The sequence below is a fragment of the Echinicola arenosa genome, assembly GCF_014841125.1.
Classification (GTDB): Bacteria; Bacteroidota; Bacteroidia; order Cytophagales; family Cyclobacteriaceae; genus Echinicola; species Echinicola arenosa.
This window is the reverse complement of sequence record NZ_JACYTQ010000007.1, coordinates 156780-177178: the sequence shown is the minus strand read 5'-3', so window position 1 is coordinate 177178 and position 20399 is coordinate 156780. Positions and strand designations below refer to the sequence as shown.

14 protein-coding genes are annotated in these 20399 nt (G+C 38.4%); 6 read left to right on the top strand and 8 right to left on the bottom strand.

Annotation, left to right across the window (positions count from 1 at the left end):
* Positions 1–115: 115 nt before the first annotated feature.
* The 7 genes from IFO69_RS17685 to IFO69_RS17655 are packed head-to-tail and all read right to left on the bottom strand — an operon-like array spanning position 116 to position 9234.
* Positions 116–2038: a pectinesterase family protein gene (locus tag IFO69_RS17685; RefSeq protein ID WP_192011461.1), complete on the bottom strand. Its 1923-nt coding sequence runs from the start codon at positions 2036–2038 to the stop codon at positions 116–118.
* A gap of 17 nt (positions 2039–2055) precedes the next feature.
* The gene (locus tag IFO69_RS17680) at positions 2056–2844 is read right to left on the bottom strand and encodes a rhamnogalacturonan acetylesterase (RefSeq protein WP_192011460.1); all 789 of its coding nucleotides are present in this window, start codon (positions 2842–2844) and stop codon (positions 2056–2058) included.
* 16 nt (positions 2845–2860) lie between these two features.
* Complete coding sequence (locus IFO69_RS17675; RefSeq protein ID WP_192011459.1) at positions 2861–3619, bottom strand: rhamnogalacturonan acetylesterase; 759 nt, start codon at positions 3617–3619, stop codon at positions 2861–2863.
* Positions 3620–3621: 2 nt separating this feature from the next.
* Entirely contained in the window at positions 3622–5316 is a 1695-nt protein-coding gene (locus IFO69_RS17670) for a glycoside hydrolase family 28 protein (RefSeq protein WP_192011458.1), read from the bottom strand.
* Between the two features lie 8 nt (positions 5317–5324).
* Complete coding sequence (locus tag IFO69_RS17665) at positions 5325–6959, bottom strand: glycoside hydrolase family 43 protein (RefSeq protein WP_192011457.1); 1635 nt, start codon at positions 6957–6959, stop codon at positions 5325–5327.
* Positions 6960–7003: 44 nt separating this feature from the next.
* The gene (locus IFO69_RS17660) at positions 7004–7981 is read right to left on the bottom strand and encodes a pectinesterase family protein (RefSeq protein WP_192011456.1); all 978 of its coding nucleotides are present in this window, start codon (positions 7979–7981) and stop codon (positions 7004–7006) included.
* Between the two features lie 8 nt (positions 7982–7989).
* Positions 7990–9234, bottom strand: coding sequence for a glycoside hydrolase family 88/105 protein (locus IFO69_RS17655; RefSeq protein ID WP_192011455.1), 1245 nt, complete (start codon positions 9232–9234; stop codon positions 7990–7992).
* A 757-nt stretch (positions 9235–9991) separates the two neighbouring features.
* Here IFO69_RS17655 and IFO69_RS17650 point away from each other — a divergent pair.
* From IFO69_RS17650 to IFO69_RS17640, 3 genes are read left to right on the top strand one after another with little or no spacing between them, the layout of a single operon-like run.
* Positions 9992–11032 carry a LacI family DNA-binding transcriptional regulator gene (locus IFO69_RS17650; protein WP_192011454.1) on the top strand — a complete coding sequence of 347 codons (1041 nt, stop codon included), beginning with the start codon at positions 9992–9994 and terminating at the stop codon, positions 11030–11032.
* Positions 11033–11062: 30 nt separating this feature from the next.
* A complete protein-coding gene (gene uxaC, locus IFO69_RS17645) occupies positions 11063–12508 on the top strand; it encodes a glucuronate isomerase (protein WP_192011453.1) in 1446 nt (481 codons plus the stop codon).
* A 15-nt stretch (positions 12509–12523) separates the two neighbouring features.
* The gene (locus tag IFO69_RS17640; RefSeq protein ID WP_192011452.1) at positions 12524–13939 is read left to right on the top strand and encodes a tagaturonate reductase; all 1416 of its coding nucleotides are present in this window, start codon (positions 12524–12526) and stop codon (positions 13937–13939) included.
* 51 nt (positions 13940–13990) lie between these two features.
* Here the strand turns inward: IFO69_RS17640 and IFO69_RS17635 are convergent, their stop codons facing one another.
* Positions 13991–16834 (bottom strand): S9 family peptidase, encoded by a 2844-nt coding sequence (locus IFO69_RS17635; protein WP_192011451.1) that lies wholly within the window; start codon positions 16832–16834, stop codon positions 13991–13993.
* A gap of 505 nt (positions 16835–17339) precedes the next feature.
* On the opposite strand from IFO69_RS17635, the gene IFO69_RS17630 reads away from it, so the two are divergent.
* From IFO69_RS17630 to sufC, 3 genes are all read left to right on the top strand, one after another.
* A complete protein-coding gene (locus tag IFO69_RS17630) occupies positions 17340–17816 on the top strand; it encodes an Lrp/AsnC ligand binding domain-containing protein (RefSeq protein WP_192011450.1) in 477 nt (158 codons plus the stop codon).
* Positions 17817–18074: 258 nt separating this feature from the next.
* Positions 18075–19520, top strand: coding sequence for a Fe-S cluster assembly protein SufB (gene sufB / locus IFO69_RS17625; protein WP_192011449.1), 1446 nt, complete (start codon positions 18075–18077; stop codon positions 19518–19520).
* 98 nt (positions 19521–19618) lie between these two features.
* Positions 19619–20380 carry a Fe-S cluster assembly ATPase SufC gene (gene sufC, locus IFO69_RS17620; RefSeq protein ID WP_192011448.1) on the top strand — a complete coding sequence of 254 codons (762 nt, stop codon included), beginning with the start codon at positions 19619–19621 and terminating at the stop codon, positions 20378–20380.
* Positions 20381–20399: the final 19 nt, after the last annotated feature.

The following is a 20399-nucleotide window of genomic DNA, read 5'->3' as shown; positions in this document are numbered from 1 at the left end:
CAATCTTATCACTCAAAAATATTAGAGTATCAAATACTAAATCGATTCAATACTGTGCAATCGATTACCTTTTACGCAATCGATTCCGAAATCTTGAAGTAAAAAAGCGTTTTACTCACCAAATTTTTCTTAAAAACTTATCCGTTAAATTTACTGTTGGTGTGAACCAAGGTTCAAAAAGCCAATAAGGATGCGGGGAATTTGGAAAGGAATGTACTTCTGAATAAATCCCTAACTGATCCAACTTTTGAATCATATCATCCTGGCCTGCATGAAACCTAGGATATTGACTGTTTAGAAATAATACAGGAACCGCTCTGTCACTTACCTGATACAATGCCGAGGCTTCATCCCAAACCTCAGGTACTTCCTCCGAAGTGCCTCCAAGCCATTCTGCCGCCACAGTACCTTCAGAAGACTCTGGATGATGAAAAGCCAAAACACCATCCATATCTATGATGGCTTGCACATCAGCGCTAGAATGGTAGTCTCCGTGATCTGATTCATATTTCTTCATACCATTTGTCGTCCCCACTAAAGCGGCTAGCTGTCCACCAGCTGAACCACCGGATATGGCTATTCTCGTAGTGTCCACATTGAATTCATTGGCATGATCTTTTATCCATTTAATCGCATCTTTTACATCATGGACTCCCGCAGGATAGGGGGCCTCTAAAGATAGCCGATAGTCCATTACAGCAGTGATATAGCCTTTTGCCGCCAAAGCTTTGGCCAAAGGAATTTGCAAAGAACGATCCCCAGATTTCCATCCTCCTCCATGCACAAACAATATTCCGGGAATGGTTTTTGTCCCTTGATTTTCTGGGCAAAACACATCCAGTTTAAGCTCTCGATAGCCTAGCTTTTTATATGGAATATTCATTTCCTCCTGCACTCCACCTATACTCGCTGCATAAACCGGTTGGATATCAGGAAGGTTTTTACTGTACTTCTTATATGAACTATTCAAAGTAAAAGAAGTGTCTTTTTCATAACCATACCATGCAAAACCATAAGCATTTATGGACTTACCACTCCCCTTAAAAATATTTTCTTTGGTAAAAGCAAGGGCCTCTTCATCAGTAAGCTCATGTGCCCAACCTACCCTTGACTTCATATTGGCTCCTGGTCCAATAGAATTATATTCGGCATAGTATGTAGTCTTTTCTTTTTCCAAACTACCCCAATTATGCCAGCCCTCAGGTACAATATGATCTCCCATTTCACAATCAATAAACACGGTTTGGGCATAATCTCTCCATGGCCGACCTAAAAAAACCCTATTAACACCTTCTGCGGCAGTAAGTTTACAGCCGTTAAATACATAGCCGTAATCCACCCAATTAGGAGTAGAAGCTGCTGTGATATACGAATTGGTTTTAGAATAAATTTCACATTTCTCAAATAAAGCCGTAGCAGATCCAAAAATAAAATCAGTCGTACCTTCTATATAGCAATCCTTATAATATTGTCTGCTATTCTCACCAGAAGCAAACATGGTATCTTGGTCTCCCTTTATATGACAATTTTCAAAAACCAATCTATCTCCCTCAGCATGCAATGCCACCGCTTGCCCAACACTTCCTGCTGTATTTTGAATGGTCAGGTCCCTAAATATTAAACTGTTGCCCCATACCAAAAGTGTATAGGAATCAAAAGTATCCATGTAATTTTTGCCGGTATGATCATCGAAAGTAATGATGGTTTTATCAGGACCATCTCCTTTGAAAGTAACATTGGTAATGGTTCCAGGTATTTCTAGCTTTTCTTTGTAAACCCCCTCCTTGATGTAGACAGTTATTGGTTTGGGTAGATACACCCTGATGGCCTCCAATGCATCAGCGATATATAAAAAATCTCCTGAACCGTCTTTAGCCACTACTATATCTTCCTGAACTTTTCCTTTTAGATCCTTAATTTTGCCATCTTTTGGATAGGAATTGACTTGTTGGGAAAAGCTGAGATGACTTAAAGTACTTATCAGAAAGATGACCAATACAAGACTTTTTCTGCATAGAAGTGAAATCGCCAAATTCATATCTCAAAATAAAATTGTTAATTAACTTTCAATTGAGTCATAGCTTGATAAACCAGTCCGGCTACCGCTTTGGCCCCTTCAGGTTGAAAATGGGTATTATCATTACTTCCTTCTGGATATGCCTCATAAATCCCCGGACCAAAATTCATAAAATAGTGATCCGTGACATATTCTTTACCTTTTTGGTTAAAATGATCCATGGACAATTGTGTAAGATCAATTAAAAAAGCATCCAGTTCCGTTGCTACTTCTATTGCGGCTTGATAGTATTCTCCATGTACATTTTGAAGCTTTCCTTCTTTCCAAGGGTAATTTCTATTGACCGGGGTCAAAACAACTGGAGTTGCCTTTTTTTGCCTGGTTTGGTTCACGAAAAGCCTGATGTATTCCTTATAGCCCTCAATATTCACATATCGCTCTGGTTTATTTTCCGCAGCATCATTGTGCCCAAATTGCATTAAGACCACGTCTCCCTCATTTAGCGCTTCATAAACATTTCTCCATCGACCCTCTTCAAAAAAAGTTCTGGTGCTTCTTCCTCCCCTCGCTCGATCATCTACTATCACCGAATCCCCTTGAATGATTCCTTTTAGACTGGCCAAGTTTTCCTTACTCATAAAAGGTTGGAAAACTTGGCCCCAACCTGTCACTGGATATCTTGTTTTCATATAATCTTTCCCAGGATCATAGTTATCGCTGTAATCAGCCATGGTGGAATCACCTATCAAATAGACTTTGGTAATCTTATCTTTTGGCCGGAAGGCTACAAGAATGCAAAACAGAAGAACAAGTTGGGTATATTTCATAGTATCTATTCTCTATTTATTCTTTTAAGAAAATGACCAGCTCTGGAAGTTCTCTTTTTAATTCTTCCACAGCCAAGTCGCAAAATTTAAATGCCCCTGTCGGAGAAAGGTGGGTATCATCCTCTCTACCTTCGGGAAACCTTTCATAATCACCTGGTCTATAATGAAGAAACAACTCTTTGGACTTCTCCACTCCAAATTGCTCCAATACTTCTATGGTCTTTTTGTGCATATCAAAAAGTGGCAAATCATATTCTTCCGCTACTTCCCTCACCACTTCCGAATACCGCCCATGAGTGTCCACTAGCACACCATTTTCATCAAAACTTCTTCTTGAAATAGGGGTGGCCAAAATAGGCTTGCCTCCTTTCTCATAAGTCTCTTTGATATACCTGATTAAGTTGTTTCGATAATCTGTATCTGGAGCAGCATATCGTTCTGGGGACTTATCTTTTTGATCATTATGACCAAATTCAATCAAGACATAATCACCCGGCTGAATATTCTCATGTACTTTGTCCCAATGCCCCTCATCCCTGAAACTCTTAGTACTACGTCCATTGAGGGCATGATTCTCTACTCGAACTCCATCCTTAAAATAAAGCCCAAATACTTGCCCCCAACCTTTTTCTGGATTGCTCCCGGAATATGGCTTGTTGGCCAATGTAGAGTCACCTATCAAAAAAATGGTGATCTCGTGATCTTTTATCACAAATGAAGTCAGCCCTACGGCTATGACTAAACAAGAACATATTATAAGTAATCTATTCTTCATAATTATTGAACTTTTACGGCGTCTTTGGGAAGGTCCTTCCCTAAGCTTACTTGATCCTGATGAGCCTCAAAATCATTCAGGTCTAAATGAATATTACGACTCAACTTACCTAAAACCCGAACAGGCTTTTTGCCATTTTCGCTAAAGGCGAAACCTTTTACTTCCACGTTTTGGCTGTTATAGATTGTCAGAGCTGAAGTTTCTTCGGACATTACTTTTACATTGGTCAAAGTCAAACCATCGGTATCAATTACTGTAATTCCCTCCTTTGCTTCAAGTATTGCATTCTCTAGATGAACATTCTCCAAGCTTTTTTCTGGCAACCCCATAAAAAAGCCTGCCTTTCCTGAGCCTGTTGCTGTTATATTCTTCATAAATATATTCCTGAAAGCAGGCGTCTCTTCTGTTACGGGCACTATGTTTTCGTCCCGAGCTTCATCAGAGGCATCTTGATCTTCTTCAAGAATCGGACTATTCCCGCCATAAAACATGTTAAATCGAATAGCTTCAGTAGGAATATTGATCATATCAATGTTTGAAATAAAAATGTTCTCAACGACACCTCCTCTACCCCGAGTACTTTTAAACCTCAACCCCACATCCGTACCAATAAAAGTACATTTGGACACATGGACATTTTTAACCCCACCCGACATTTCACTTCCTACTACAAAACCACCATGAGCATGATATACCGTATTATTTTTTACAATAGCATTCTCGGTAGGTATTCCTCTTTCTCTTCCGTCTTTGTCTTTCCCTGATTTGAAACAGATGGCATCATCACCTACATCAAAAGTGTTATTATAAATCAAAGTGTTTTTACAACTCTCTAAGTCAAGTCCATCTCCATTTTGACTGTACCAGGGATTTCTGACACTAAGATTTCTAATGACTAAATCCTCACACATCAAGGGGTGAATGTTCCAAGCAGGAGAATTCTGAAAGGTAGGGCCATCCAGCAGCACCTGCTTACATTTCACTAAGCTCACCATTACTGGCCGAAGAAAATCTTTCACCGAGTTTAATTCATCCTGAGAGATCAAATCTGGCACATTAAAATTGGTACTGCTCATATATCCCTTTTTGGAGGATTCACTAGGAAACCAGATTTTACCATCATCCGAAAGTACTCCTCCAGATTTGTTCAGGGCTTTCCATTGGCTATCGGTCATTTTCCCTTTCTTAACGGGTCGCCAAGCATCACCGTTTCCATCGATCACTCCAGCCCCAGTAATGGCAATATTCTCTGCTTCCATGGCATTGATCGGAGACTCACACCTTACGGTATTCAACCCTTCAAAACTTGTTTTGATCAAAGCATAATCATCAAAATCTCTACTGAATAAGATTAAAGCTCCTTCTTCCAAGTGAAGGTTAATATTACTTTTCAAAGTGATGGGACCAGTTAACCAGATTCCTCTAGGCACGATTAGCCTTCCTCCACCTTCTCGACTGAGCTGTTCAATAGCTTGCTTAAAGGCTTCTGTATTTTTAAACATACCGTTACCTTTAGCACCAAAGTCAATAATATTTACCGTCTTGTTAGTAAAAGAAGGCAGCCTCACTTTGGGCATATCAAACTCTACCCCCTCGTACAGGGTAGGATCAATACCTGCAATTTTCTGCGCATTAACCTGAAATACGTTAACCACAAGGCCTATTAAAATCAAGGGAATATAAAGGGTGTTTTTCATTGGGTATATTATTTTGTAAACCTAAACCAATCTACATCAGCATAGCCAGAATCATTGATTTTTGTATTTCTAACTGCAAAAAGGCCTACTTTGGCACCAATCCATTTGCCCGGAACAGCTGTAAATTGTTCATTGATTTCTGTGAACTCTTTCCCATTTTCACTATAGCTAAATTGACAAATAGCACCTTCCTTTACCTCAACCCTTAGCTGTATTGTATTTCCGGAAAGTTTCTTGACCATTGTTTCCTTTTCCGGTTTCCCATGTTCAGCATCCTCACAAACTACATATTTTAGATAAAGACCATCTTCTTGACTTTCTAAGGCGAGGTACGCATAGCTCATCCCCATCACCAACAATCCTGTTTTTTCATTTTGTAACTTTTCATTAGGGTGAAAAGTCAATTTTGTTGTAGTTGTAAAAGCTTCTGCAGGAAACTTTTGAAGTAGCAAATTAGGTACATCCCAAAGGTTCTTGGTTCCTTCTGGAATTTGGTCTGTGTATAATCTTAGATATCCTTTGGAAGGATTCGCAAAAGCCCATGTTGCCTTGGGATTAGCGTGCCATTGCCATTGTAGGCCAATGTCACTCCCCTCAAACTCATCAGTATCGTTTGGTGTCGCTAATGGATATGTTTTCCCTACATTTGGTTTCTTGTATTGTAATATCGGCTGGCCAGTGCCATCTCCATCGGGATCTTCACCCATAGTAGGCCAACCATTGTCCCAAAACATGGGTTGCATGTGAACAATTCTACCATAAGCCTCTTTATCTTGGAAGTGCAAAAACCAATTTTCCCCATTCTCCAACTCAACCCAACCTCCTTGATGGGGTCCATTGATTGCTGTATTTCCTTGAGCTAAAGAAATATGCTCTTCATAAGGACCATAGGGATTTTTAGACCTTAAGATCAGTTGCCAACCTGTAGAAACTCCACCAGCAGGGGCAAAAATATAGTAGTATCCATTTCTCTTGTAGAATTTTGTTCCTTCCACCGTTGGATGGTTTTCATGGCCATCAAAAACCAACTTTCCAGCCCCGATGGTTTTGGTCCCATCTGGACTCAAAGGTTTAACGACCAGCACACTCTTTATGCCAGCCCTACTTCCAGCAAAAGCATGGGACAAATAAGCTTTGCCATCCTCATCCCATAACGGGCACGGATCGATCAATCCTTTTCCTGCCTCTACCAAAACTGGCTCTTCCCAATCTCCTGCTGGATCCTTGGTTTTTACCATGTAAATCCCAAAATCAGGATCGCCCCAATAAATATAAAACTCACCTTTATGATACCTAATGGATGGTGCCCATACGCCATTGCCGTGCTGTGGTGTACTAAAGTGATCATAAGGGGTCAATCTATCCAACGCATAACCAATCAACGTCCAGTTGACCAAATCATTTGAGTGTAATATGGGTAAACCTGGTACAGCATTAAAGCTTGATGCTGTCATATAAAAATCAGCTCCAACCCTACAAAGGTCAGGATCCGAGTAATCAGCATGCAGAACAGGATTGATAAAAGTTCCATCTCCTTGGTCTGAAACCCAAACATCCGATAGTTCGGTGTCTTGGGAATTTGCTACTGAGTAGAAACAAAAAGTTAATAAAATGACATTTACTAGAAATTTATTTAAGCTCATTATTTTTGGAGTAAGGGTTATTGTTGATCTAAATTAACTTGGTTTTACTCTAGCATTTTTGTAGGATCCCAATTATCGTCTCCTTTCAAAATGTTTTGCGTGGTGTAAGCTTCGCCGATATCAGGTGTAAGCTGCCATGACCAAAGTACTCTTTCATCTGGAGCTGCACCAGGGCCTGTCGACCTGTATTCGGCATAAAAGCATTTTTCTTCGGCCTCAGGTTTATCCCAATTGTGCCACCCTTCTGCTTTGATATGTGACCCTAATTCACTTTTTATAAAAACAGTCTGGGCATATTCCCTCCATGGTCTCCCAAGGTATACACTGTTTTCTGGCGCATCACCGGTAAGTTTACAATTGATAAACACAAAACCGTGCAAGGTCTTCTTATCGGTGGAAGCGGCTGTTATGTATTGCCCGCCTTCTTTGGAATAAATCTCACAATCCTCAAAAACTGCTGTGGACCACCCGAAGATAAAATCGGTTGTTCCTTCCACATAGCAATTTTTGTAATACTGTCTACTATCTTCTCCATGGGGATATAATGTATCCTGAAAGCCCAAGAATCGGCAATTCTCAAAAATCACCTTATTACCATCGACTCTAACCGCTACAGCTTGCCCCACAGGACCTGAGGAGTTTTCGAAAGTGATGTTCTTGGCATAGAATTCATCCCCAAAAACAAAGAAACTGGAGGAGCCCGTTGTTCCCAATTCTTCCCCATAACTGTTTTTCTTTGAGGCAAAATCATCATAAGTAACAATTGTCTCAGCTGCATTATCAGCAATAAGATGGACTTTGGTTTTAGTAGCGGCCAAGGTCAACTTCTCCTTGTAGGTCCCCGGCTTCAGGTAAATCCGAGTGACATTCTTTCTGAAATCGGGAATGCTGTTGAAAGCTTCTTGAATGGTACTGAAATCTCCTGAGCCATCTTTGGCTACCGTTATGTCAAAATCCTGAGCATTTACCAAATGGGTGCAAAACACGCCTATCAGTACATATACCTTAAATAAAATCTTCATTAGTTGGGTTATTTGATGAGTTCATATTGCAAAGAAGCCAGAATGAATGGGCCTACTCCTTTTGGATCATTTACTCTAATCGGTTCATTAATGTAATATTCATATGAGCCATCTCGGTATGGGTTTCCTCCTAAACCAGCCACTCCACATACATTGGTGATACTGATTCCTCCATCTTGATCTTCTCGAATAAACTCTTTAATCATACCATGATAAGCTTTTAATCCAGCCTCCTCGTATTTTCTATCAATATAGCCTTTGGAGGTAGCTTTAAGCAAAAAATAGGTAAACATACTTGAGCAGGAAGATTCTAGGTAATTCCCTTCACGGTCACCTTGGTCTACCACCTGATACCAAACACCTGTTTCATCCTGATATCGTACAATTCCGGCAGCAATTTTCTTAGCCACATCAATTACCATATCTCGTTTAGGATGATCGTTAGGTAAATAGTCTAAAACATCTACCACCGCCATGCTAAACCATCCTATACTTCTGCCCCAATAGTTTTTGGAAAGACCTGTATCCGGATCTGCCCATTTTTGCTCTTTACTCTCATCCCATGCGTGGTGGTAAAGGCCTGTCTCTTCGCTATAGCCATATTTATCCATTAGATAAATTTGATTGGCAACATCATCAAAAAGCGCTGGTTCATCAAATTCTGCTGCATACCTAGCCAAAAACGGTGAGCCCATATACAATCCGTCCAACCACATTTGATGAGGATAGACCTTTTTGTGCCAAAAACCTCCTTCAGAAGTCCTCGGATGATTTCTCATTTGATCTCTTAGTTCTTCAACAGCCAGTTTATACTTATCTTTTCCAGTTTCTTCATAAAGACCGATCAAAAACTTCCCTCCGTTTACCCTGTCTATATTGAAATCAGACTTTTTATAGGTCTTTATTTCTCCTTGATCATTGATCATAAAATCAGCAAAGTGCAATATATAATCCAAATACCGTTCTTCTCCGGTTTTGTCATAGACCTGCTCCATCGCAGTCATGATCAGACCATGGGTATATTCCCATTTTGGCTTTTCATTGAAATCCAACGTCCAGCCTTCCGGGTTTCTTTTGATTTCTGAATCGGCCATCCACGTTGAATACTCTTTCTTGGTAGCATTTTCCTCTGCGTTTTCAGTTTCATTACTACTTTCATTGGTAGATTTTGACTGACAAGAAGTCAATGCCACTATCAACAATAATGCAGGAAATATTTTTTTTGAAATATTAGCTATTTGGAGTAAATACATAGGTAAGGGGTTGTTATTGTTATTCAGTTTGCTAACCAAAGAGGGAATTTTTATACTTACAAATAAGGATTATTCCATGGCGGTATACCTTGTTCAGTTTGAGTTGGTATTGGAGCTAAAACAACTTTTGAAAAAATTAAACTTAATTGAATTTGTCTGAAAACTTCCTCCAAGACCAATATTAATTTGCTGAATGTAAACATGTTATTTGGGGTTTAATTTATTAATCATTTATATAAACAAGTTTAGGCCATAAAATCAATTAAACTGAAAGGTCTCCCTCAACCGAAGGAGACATTTCACATCATTAACCCTAAACTAATTACATACAATATTTTGAAAATCCCTCTGATCATGAATATAACTCACGAAACGGAAGGATCAATGTTCAATTACGTCGATCACATTGAGCAATCGATTGCATATATAATTATTTTTTTTGACACTTTAAAATTTTATCTTATTAAATCAATAAAACAATCATTAATAATCCGGATTTTGTTCTCATTAAGATGTTTATACTTTAAAATAAGTAGATAGCAATAAAAAAATATTGAATATTTTTCTTGACATAGGAATGATAAATACGCTATATTGCGCAAACGATTACATCATTAAATTAGTATTAGTGTAACGTAATTACACTGCCCTATAATAACCTAAAGCCAAAAACATCATCTCAGTCACTTGATTGAGTAAATCTGTAACTTATGAAGTTAAATAGTACATTTGTGTTTTTGGCAACCTGACTAAAGCGATGAACAAAAGAAAAAAAGCGACCATCCATGACATAGCTTCAAAGCTTGGAATAACTGCGAGCACTGTCTCCAGAGCTTTAAACAACCACCCAAGAATAAGTGATGCTACCAAAAAACTGGTTCAAAAGGCTGCCAAAGAAGTAAATTACCAACCTAATAACATTGCGGCTGCCCTAAGGAATGGAAAAAGTAAATTGATTGGGATCGTTGTCCCAACGGCCAACAGAAATTTCTTTTCATCCGTAGTCAGAGGTATAGAAGAAATAGCCAACCAACTTAATTATAAAGTAATCATCTCTCAATCATACGAAAATTTTGAGAAAGAAAAACAAACCGTTGATGCCCTATTGAGCGCACGTGTAGATGGAATCATCATGTCAATAGGAAAGAATACAGATGACTTTGAGCATTTGGAAAGAGTCTTAGAGAAAGGTATTCCTCTTGTTTTGTTTGACAGAATTACTGAAGAGTTAGAAGTCAACCAAGTCGTGATTGATGATTACATAGGTGCCTACAAATCTGTAGAGCACTTGATAGAAAATGGATATTCCAAAATAGCCCATTTTACAAACCCCCGGAAAATCAACATCTACAGTGAAAGGCTCAGAGGATATACTGACGCGCTAAAAGATAATGGTATCAAATTCGATCAGGACTTAATTATTGAAAGCAATATGCAGCTGGAAGATGGGCAGCAGAGTGCACTGAAAATGCTAGAGGATGGAATAGATTTTGATGCCATTTTTTCTTCCAGTGACTATGCGGCCATGGGAGCCCTTCAGGTTCTTAAAGACAAAGGAATAAGCGTCCCCGAAGAGGTAGGTATTGCTGGGTTTGGTAATGAACCCTTTACTTCGTTTACCACTCCATCATTGACATCGGTTGATCAAGTCAGCATACCAATGGGCAATGTCGCTGCCGAGTTGTTCTTTGAACTGCTTAAAGCAGATCCCAAAAAATTTATCCCCCAAAAAACGGTGCTCAAACCCGAACTGATCATCAGAGGCTCTTCTACCCGAAAAATAACACAGCCTATTTAAGAACATTATTTACATCAAAAAAAGAATAAAATGCTGGACCAAGTGAGCAATCGATTGCGCAAACAGAATAAAACCTTCCTTAACGAGGATTTTTTGCTACAAAGCAAATTTGCGCAGATCCTTTACCATGACTATGCAAAAAACTTACCCATCATTGATTATCATTGTCACTTATCCCCAAAAGACATCGCTGAAAATAGACAGTTTAACAATTTATCAGAGGTTTGGCTAGCTGGTGACCATTATAAATGGAGGGCTATGAGAACTCTTGGGGTAGATGAAAAATACATTACAGGTAAAGATTCTACCGATAAAGAAAAATTTCATAAATGGGCTGAAACTGTTCCTTATACACTAAGAAACCCTCTTTATCATTGGACACATCTTGAACTTAAAAGATACTTTGATATTGATGTACTTTTAACTTCAGATACTGCCGACCGCATTTATGAAAAAGCCTCTTCCCTACTTCAAACTCCTCACTACAGTGTACAAGGGCTCCTGGAGAGAATGAATGTAGAAACGGTTTGTTCTACAGATGATCCTATTGATAGTCTTGACTATCATATAAAAGCAAAAAAAGCAGGTGTAAATACACACCTTTTTCCCGCATTTCGACCTGACAAATCTTATGCAGTCGAAAATCCGAAAGATTACCTTGAGTACATACAAAAACTACAAGAGGTCAGTGGTATTGAAATACAGAACTATGATGACCTATTGCTTGCTTTGGAAAACAGAATTGCCTTTTTCCACCATCACGGAGGCCGACTTTCCGACCACGGCTTGGAGAAATTGTATTATTATAACCTAGGTAAATATGATATCCAAAAGCTTTTCAAAAAACTGCAGTCTCATGAAGCCTTAGAGCAAGATGAAATTAATTATTTCAAATTTGAGACACTTCTACATTTAAGTCGGATGTATCATGCCAAAGGATGGACTCAACAATTTCACTTAGGTGCCTTAAGGAACACTAATGAAAGAATGTTACGGATTTTAGGTCCTGACACGGGATTTGACAGTATTGGAGATTTCTCCCAGGCAGAAGCCATTGCCAGTTTCTTAAACCTATTGGACAGCGATGACCAATTGGCGAAAACCATACTATACAATTTAAACCCTGCTGACAATGAAGTCATGGCCACCATGATTGGGAATTTCAATGATGGCTCCATCAAAGGAAAGATACAGTTTGGATCTGGATGGTGGTTCCTAGATCAAAAAGATGGTATGGAAAAACAAATGAATGCCTTATCCAATATGGGACTATTAAGCTGTTTCGTAGGGATGTTGACTGACTCAAGAAGTTTTCTATCCTTCCCACGTCATGAGTATTTCCGTCGTACATTGTGTAACCTCCTTGGAAATGATGTAACGAATGGTGAAATTCCAGCAGACGAAAAGTGGTTAGGAAAAATAGTCAGTGATATTTGTTACTATAATGCCAAAAATTACTTTCAATTTGAACAATAGAAACTCACATAAACCATGAAAACACTTAACAGACAAAATATCGCCAAGTCTCCGGAAAGACCCATTAAAGTCCTTCAATTCGGAGAAGGTAATTTTTTAAGGGGCTTTGTAGATTGGATCATCGATATCATGAATGAGAAGACTGAATTCAATGGGGACGTACAGGTTATTCAACCTATTGCAAATGGAATGGGAGATTTGATCAACCAACAAGACGGGCTCTATCATGTTCAGCTCAGTGGCATCCAAAAAGGGATCGCTAAGGAAGAAACCAGAATGATAACCTGTGTTAGAGGTGTCATCAACCCTTATGAAGATTATGAATCCTACTTAAAATTAGCGGACAATCCAGATTTAAGATTTATCATTTCCAATACAACTGAAGCTGGTATATCGTACAATCCATCTGATGATCAAAAGGATAAAATATCAGATTCATTTCCTGGTAAATTAACAGCCCTACTTTATAGAAGGTTCTCCACCTTCAATGGTGATGAAAGCAAAGGCTTGCACATTATACCCTGTGAATTGATTGATAAAAATGGTGATAAGTTAAAAGAAATAATTGTCCAATATGCTTCACTTTGGCAATTGCCCAAAGGATTTATCAGTTGGATTCAAAAAGCCAATACGTTTTCCAATACTCTGGTAGACAGAATTGTACCAGGATTTCCAAAAGAAACCATCAAAGAAATTCAGGAAGCAATTGGTTACGAGGATAATTTGATTGTAAAAGCGGAACCTTTTCACCTTTGGGTGATAGAGGGACCTGATAGTGTCAAGAAAGAGTTTCCTGCTGAGCAAGCTGGGCTTGATGTGAAATTCGTAAAAGACCAATCCCCTTATAGAACCAGAAAAGTAAGGATTCTTAATGGAGCACATACATCCCTTGTTCCTGTGGCTTACTTGAATGGGCTAAGAACTGTAAGAGAGTCTGTTGAAGACCCAGTTGTTGGTAAATTTCTGGATGAAACCATTCAAAAAGAAATCATTCCTACCTTAGACCTTCCTCAGGATGAATTGGAACAATTTGCTAACGATGTGATGGATCGGTTCAAAAACCCCTTCGTTAAACATTTATTGAGTTCAATAGCTTTGAATTCCATCTCTAAATTCAAAGTCAGAGTGCTGCCTTCCCTTCTTGAATTCGTGGAGCTAAAAGGAGAACTACCGCAAAACTTGGTTCACTCCCTAGCTGCCTTATTGCTGTTTTACAAAGGAAACTTTAACGGAGAACCAACTCCAGTAAATGACAGCAAAGACATCGAGAATTATTTCAAAAGCATTTGGGAAAATGATGATCTGGAGGAAGTAGCCCGCGGAGCCTTAAGTTATAAAGCACTTTGGGATATGGACCTTACAACAGTAGATGGACTAGAAGATGCAGTAGTCAGAGAAATGAACATACTAGCGGATAAAGAAAAAGTTTAAAAAGTTAATTCTTTAAAAAAAATGGCTGCCAGAAAAGGCAGCCATTTTTTTTTATTCTTCTGAGAGGTCGTATTTTAGAGTCTTCCCTTTTTCCACTGCTGGAATTCCTTCAGTCATCCAAAGTGGAGCAGGCTCATTTTTTAAGTAGTGGTCAAAAAACTGAGAAAGCCTGATGGATAGATCCTTCCTGTTTTTTCTATGACGTAAGTTATGGTCTTCCCCATTGTACACTAATAGCCATGCCGGAGTTCTATTACGTTTCAATGACATAAAGAATTCAATACCTTGATACCATGGAACGGCTCCATCTTCATCATTATGCATGATCAATACAGGTGTATTTACCTGATCTGCAAAAAATAACGGAGAATTTTCTATATACTCCATAGGTTTCTCCCATAATGTCCCTCCTATTCTAGACTGCGTGTGTTCATACTGGAACATACGACTCATTCCAGATCCCCATCGGATCCCTCCATAAGCAGAAGTCATGTTGGCTACCGGAGCACCTGCTCCTGCCGCTTTGAACATATCAGTTTGTGTAACCAAATAGGCTACCTGATAACCTCCCCAACTTTGGCCCTGAATGGCCATATTATTTTCATCCACATATCCCTGAGCCACTACAGACTGAACTCCCGGAATGATACAATCGTAGGCACTTTTACCCGGATGACCAATATCATATTTAATATCTGGAACAAACACTATATAGCCATTACTCACAAAATAAGCAATATTGATGGTAGAAGCACTTGGTGCTGGAGTGATATAATTATGATAACTATCAGATCTGCGTTCGTAGAAATAAACCATCATTGGATACTTTTGATTAGGATCAAAATCTTCTGGCTTATATATCAAGCCTTGAAGGGAATCACCTTTCAATGTCATGTATTCGGTCAGTTCCACAGTTCCCCATTTAATATTTTCCTGTTGGGCATTGGCATGGGAAAGTTGAACAAGGTTCGTCAATGTCATGTCCGTAGCATACACATCAGGATATTCCTGGAAAGTAGATTTTCTTACTATCACCTTATCAGCATCCTTAGCTTTCTCTAAGCCATAGTATCGATGATCTGTAAAGACTAACTCTTTAGGGTTTTCCTTTCCTTCAATATCTCCGATATAATATCCACTTTTCTTATTATGATCATTAAACGCACTCAAAATTAACGGAGACTTTGGATCAATATATTCCTCTTCCCTGTCCAATACTTCACGTCTGAAACTAATGTTCTCTTTTTTGCCCAACCCTTTTGTGATGTTCACAGGCTCTTTCTTACCACTAGGATCAACCTTCCAAACATCATATTGGCTATAAACTATGAATCCTTTGTCATCTTTCGTCCATCCTGCACTTCCATATCCTCTTGGCATACTCGGTGTGTCATGCAACTGATCGTAAAAATCATCAGAAATACTCCCTGTTAGATCGATCAACTTACCCGACGTAATATCATAAGCAACATAGGTACTGTCTGTGTAACTATACCAATTGATGTATTTCCCAGCAGGAGAAAGACTTGGATAGCCTGCTACATCTTTCGCCACAAGTTTTCTGTCACCGTTTTCAAGATCGATGAGGTAAACATCCCTACCTATCTGAGTATCCCAACTAAAATTAATTCGGTAAGGATTGTCATCAGTGGCTACAGCGACTTTGTACCTGGCTTCTTTGTCAAGGTTAATATTGTCCATCTTCTCATCTCCTAACTGAACCAGTTTTCCAGATTTAAGATGATATACTGCCAGAAAGGTTTTGTTGGCTTCTCTACTCTTATTTTTCAATTGCATTGGCTGAAGATCATTGTCTTGCCAACCCCAAATATCCAAAGAAACCCTTTCCTCGTCCAAAATGGTAGAATCCTCTTCATAAGCATATGTCTTGTAGTCTTCTGCAACGCCAAAAAACAATCTTTCTCCATCTTCTGAAAATCTAAGGTTGCCACTTTTTGAAACAACCCCATTTTCCAAAATACCTTCAGTCGACTGATCAACTATTTTAGTCACCCCATCTTTACCAATAATATTTAAATATAATTGGTAATAAGGCTTTTTGGACTTCAATGAATCTCCACTGGCCACATAAGCAAAATGCTTAAGCTCCTTAGAAAAAGCTACATCTGTGTATTTTGTCATTCCTGAATCTAATATAGTTTGCTTACCATCTTTTAAACTTAACAAACCAACAGCAGCATTGTCCAAAGTGTCTTGCGTTGCCAGTACAAAATAGAGGTATTCACCCATTTCAGAGAAGCCATACTTTTCTACTCTTTCTATTACATGGGTTATTTCCCCATCAAAGCTCCTTACCAAGAGTTGAGTACCATCAGTTTTGGGTTCTTTTTTCTTAGCCTCTTTTTTGTCGGTTGCTGACTTGGCTGTACTGTCATTTTCTGACTTATCATCAGGCTTTTTCTTCTTATCTTCTTTTTCAAAATGGACTGCTAACCAGTTTCCTTCTTTTTCTGGGGTCTGGAAAGATTTTATTCGAGGTAGTTTTTCGATGTTGCCATCAGCCAATGACAAAATAAAAAGACTGTCTTTAGGGAAATCCTTTGATTTCTTCCCTGCAAGCTTCAACTTCCTAATGGAATCCTGCTGTGCTTCGATTTTACCAACAGCCCATTTACCATCATTTGAAAAAGTTATATTACCCGCTCTAGGTACTTGATACCTTAAAGAAGCATTGTCATGATTAACAAATATTGCTTTGGCATCTCCCTCCTGAGGGCCAATCCCATAACCAACCCAATGGCCATCCGGAGTGATAATGGTAGAAGATATGGATTCCCACCCATCATAATCATCATGTGTCAGTGATCTTTTTTGCTGAGCAAAGCCAGAAAAACTAAGCAATAGCAAAAACAGTATAGCTTTTAATCTAATCATATATTTAGGGCATTAATCAAAATTGATTGAAGTAGGAAAATTAATTATATCTCTATTAGAAATTAGCATTTCTTGGATCAATGGTAGTAATTAACTTTAAGTTGCATTTTATTGCCACCAAAAAATTCCTTGTTGTGGTTTTCTTTTCAAAACAACCTTTTGTTGCCCTTTTCTTTTTAAAAAAATCGGAAAAACATGAGCCCTAAAAACAAAAAAGTCTTGCCAGTAGCAAGACCCTTTTCAGAATATAAACCCAAATATAACTTTAGAGATTAAAAGTTTCTTTTTTAAAACCATTGAAAATGAATGAGTTTTATGAATTAACCGAAATATATTTTAAACATATTCATTCTCTTCAAAATTTTTACTCCCATTCACAATGTAATCCCAAAGTAAATACATTTTTTGTTATTTTGCAAATCAAAAAAAATGTTACCATAAATTTTGACAATTCAACAATTTAAATGCATCTTTATTCAAATAACAATAACCAAATAAATAAATAATGGATAAAAATTTAGATATTGACAATGTTGATTTAAAGATCATCTCATTGCTAAATGAAGATGCCAAAACACCCTATACGGAAATCGCCAAGAAGGTCTATGTTTCCTCGGGTACTGTCCATGTCAGAATGCGAAAATTGGAAGATATGGGCATTGTCAAAAGTGCAACGCTCAACATTGATTTTTCAAAATTAGGTTATGATATCTCCGCTTATTTGGGCATTTACTTGGAAAAAAGTTCACTATATGACAACGTTATAGAGAAGCTTAAAGAAATTTCCGAGGTGATTAACGCCTATTATACAACAGGAAATTACAGCATCTTTGCAAAAATAATTTGTAAGGACACTAATCACTTAAGAGATGTATTGAATAAAATTCAAAAAGTAGACGGGATTGATAGAACAGAAACGCTTATCGTACTTGAAGAAAGTATAAATCGACCTATACAGCTTTTTGAACAAGATTCTAAATAGATCAGGCAAAAACTTAATTATTTAGATTAAATCTAAGTAAAATTTTTTATTGATTATACCAAGTTTATATTGAACTTTTTAAAGACAACCAGAAGCGATTAAAGTTCGCTTCTGGTTGAATAAAGTTTTGTTTTTTGGCCAAATTCATTGATTTTTTCTATTCTTCATAGAGAATTTTCATTCCTTCTGAACATAAAAATTTAGATTAATGTTATATCTTTGCGCTACAAAATGTAATTAGTCTAAATAACTCGGTTTATGAGCAAAGACAATCAAATTTTAGAGGAGTTCACCTCAAAAGAATACGAACACGGTTGGTCTGTAGATTTTGAAGCTGATGAGGCCCCAGCCGGTTTGAATGAAGAAATTATCCGTTGGATATCTGCCAAGAAGGAAGAGCCACAATGGCTTTTGGAATGGAGGCTAAAGGCTTTCAGTACTTGGCAAAATATGACTGAACCTGAGTGGGCAAATGTTCACTACCCAAAAGTAGATTTTCAAAAACTTAAATATTATTCCGCTCCTAAGCAAAAGTCCAAGCCTAAGAACTTAGACGAAGTGGATCCTGAATTGCTTCAAATTTATGAAAGATTAGGGATCAGCTTGAATGAGCAAAAGAAATTACAAGGTATTGCTGTAGATGCCGTTTTGGACTCAGTTTCTGTAGGAACAACTTTCAAAGAGACATTGAGCAAGCTAGGAATTATTTTCTGCTCCTTTAGTGAGGCCGTTCAGGAGCACCCTGAATTGGTAAAGAAATATTTAGGCTCTGTTGTTCCTATGACAGACAACTACTATGCAGCACTTAATTCTGCTGTCTTCTCTGACGGATCTTTCTGCTATATTCCAAAGGGAGTAAGATGCCCAATGGAGCTTTCAACCTACTTCCGAATCAATGCGGCCAACACCGGTCAATTTGAGAGAACATTGATCGTTGCTGAAGATGAGTCATATGTTTCTTACTTGGAAGGATGTACTGCTCCACAAAGAGATGAAAACCAATTGCATGCTGCGGTAGTAGAAATCTATGCTGCCACAAACGCTGAAGTAAAATACTCAACCGTTCAAAACTGGTTCCCAGGAGATAAAAACGGAAAAGGGGGTATCTATAATTTTGTTACCAAAAGAGGTATTTGTGCAGGAGATAATTCAAAAATTTCTTGGACCCAAGTAGAGACCGGTTCGGCTGTGACTTGGAAATACCCTTCCTGTATCCTCAAGGGAGATAACTCAATAGGAGAATTTTATTCTGTAGCGGTAACCAACAATTACCAACAAGCGGATACTGGTACCAAAATGATTCATATTGGTAAGAACACCAAGTCCAGAATTGTCTCAAAAGGTATTTCCGCGGGTAAATCACAAAATTCTTACAGAGGACAGGTTCAAGTCATGAAGCGCGCTCAAAACGCCCGAAACTTCTCCCAATGTGATTCCTTATTGATGGGAGATAGATGTGGTGCACACACTTTCCCATACATTGATATTCAAAACCCATCTGCAAAAGTTGAGCATGAAGCTACAACTTCTAAAATCGGCGAAGACCAAATCTTCTATTGTAACCAAAGAGGTATTGACACCGAAGATGCAGTGGCTTTGATCGTAAATGGATATGCCAAAGAAGTTTTGAACCAACTCCCTATGGAATTTGCTGTAGAAGCTCAAAAGCTATTGGCACTTACTTTAGAAGGCAGCGTGGGATAGTCTCACTCCATCAACGATTATGATGATTAGGCTAAGGAATCTTTTTAGGTTCCCAGTAGCTCTTTATTACCGAAAACAGAAAAGAAATAGTACAAATCATGTTATCCATAAAAAATTTACACGCATCTATTGAAGGAACTCCTATTCTTAAAGGAATCAACCTTGAAATCAAAGCCGGGGAAGTGCACGCCATCATGGGACCTAACGGTTCTGGCAAATCAACTTTGGCTTCTGTATTGGCAGGTAGAGAAGAATATGAAGTGACTGAAGGAGAAGTTTTGTTCAACGGACAGGACCTTTTGGACTTAAGCCCAGAAGACAGAGCCAGAGAAGGTGTGTTTTTGGCATTCCAGTACCCAGTTGAAATCCCTGGAGTAAGCACTACCAATTTCTTGAGAACAGCTGTAAACCAAGTAAGGGAATACAGAGGACAAGAAGCATTGGATGCAGTAAAGTTTCTTTCTTTGATGAAGGAAAAAATGAAATTGGTTGAAATCGACCAAAAACTAATGAGCAGAGCGTTGAACGAAGGTTTCTCTGGCGGGGAGAAGAAGAGAAATGAGATTTTCCAAATGGCCATGCTTGAGCCAAGCCTATCCATTCTTGATGAAACGGATTCCGGATTGGATATTGATGCCTTAAGAATCGTTTCCAACGGCGTAAATCAATTGAAGTCTCCTGATAATGCCACCATTGTGGTAACTCACTACCAACGTCTGTTAGACTATATTGTACCTGATTATGTGCACGTACTTTACAAAGGTAAAATAGTAAAATCTGGTTCTAAAGAGCTGGCTCTAGAGCTTGAAGAAAAAGGATATGACTGGATCAAAGAAGATGTAGACAGTGCTTCTGTCTAATATCCGTTCCCATTGTCAA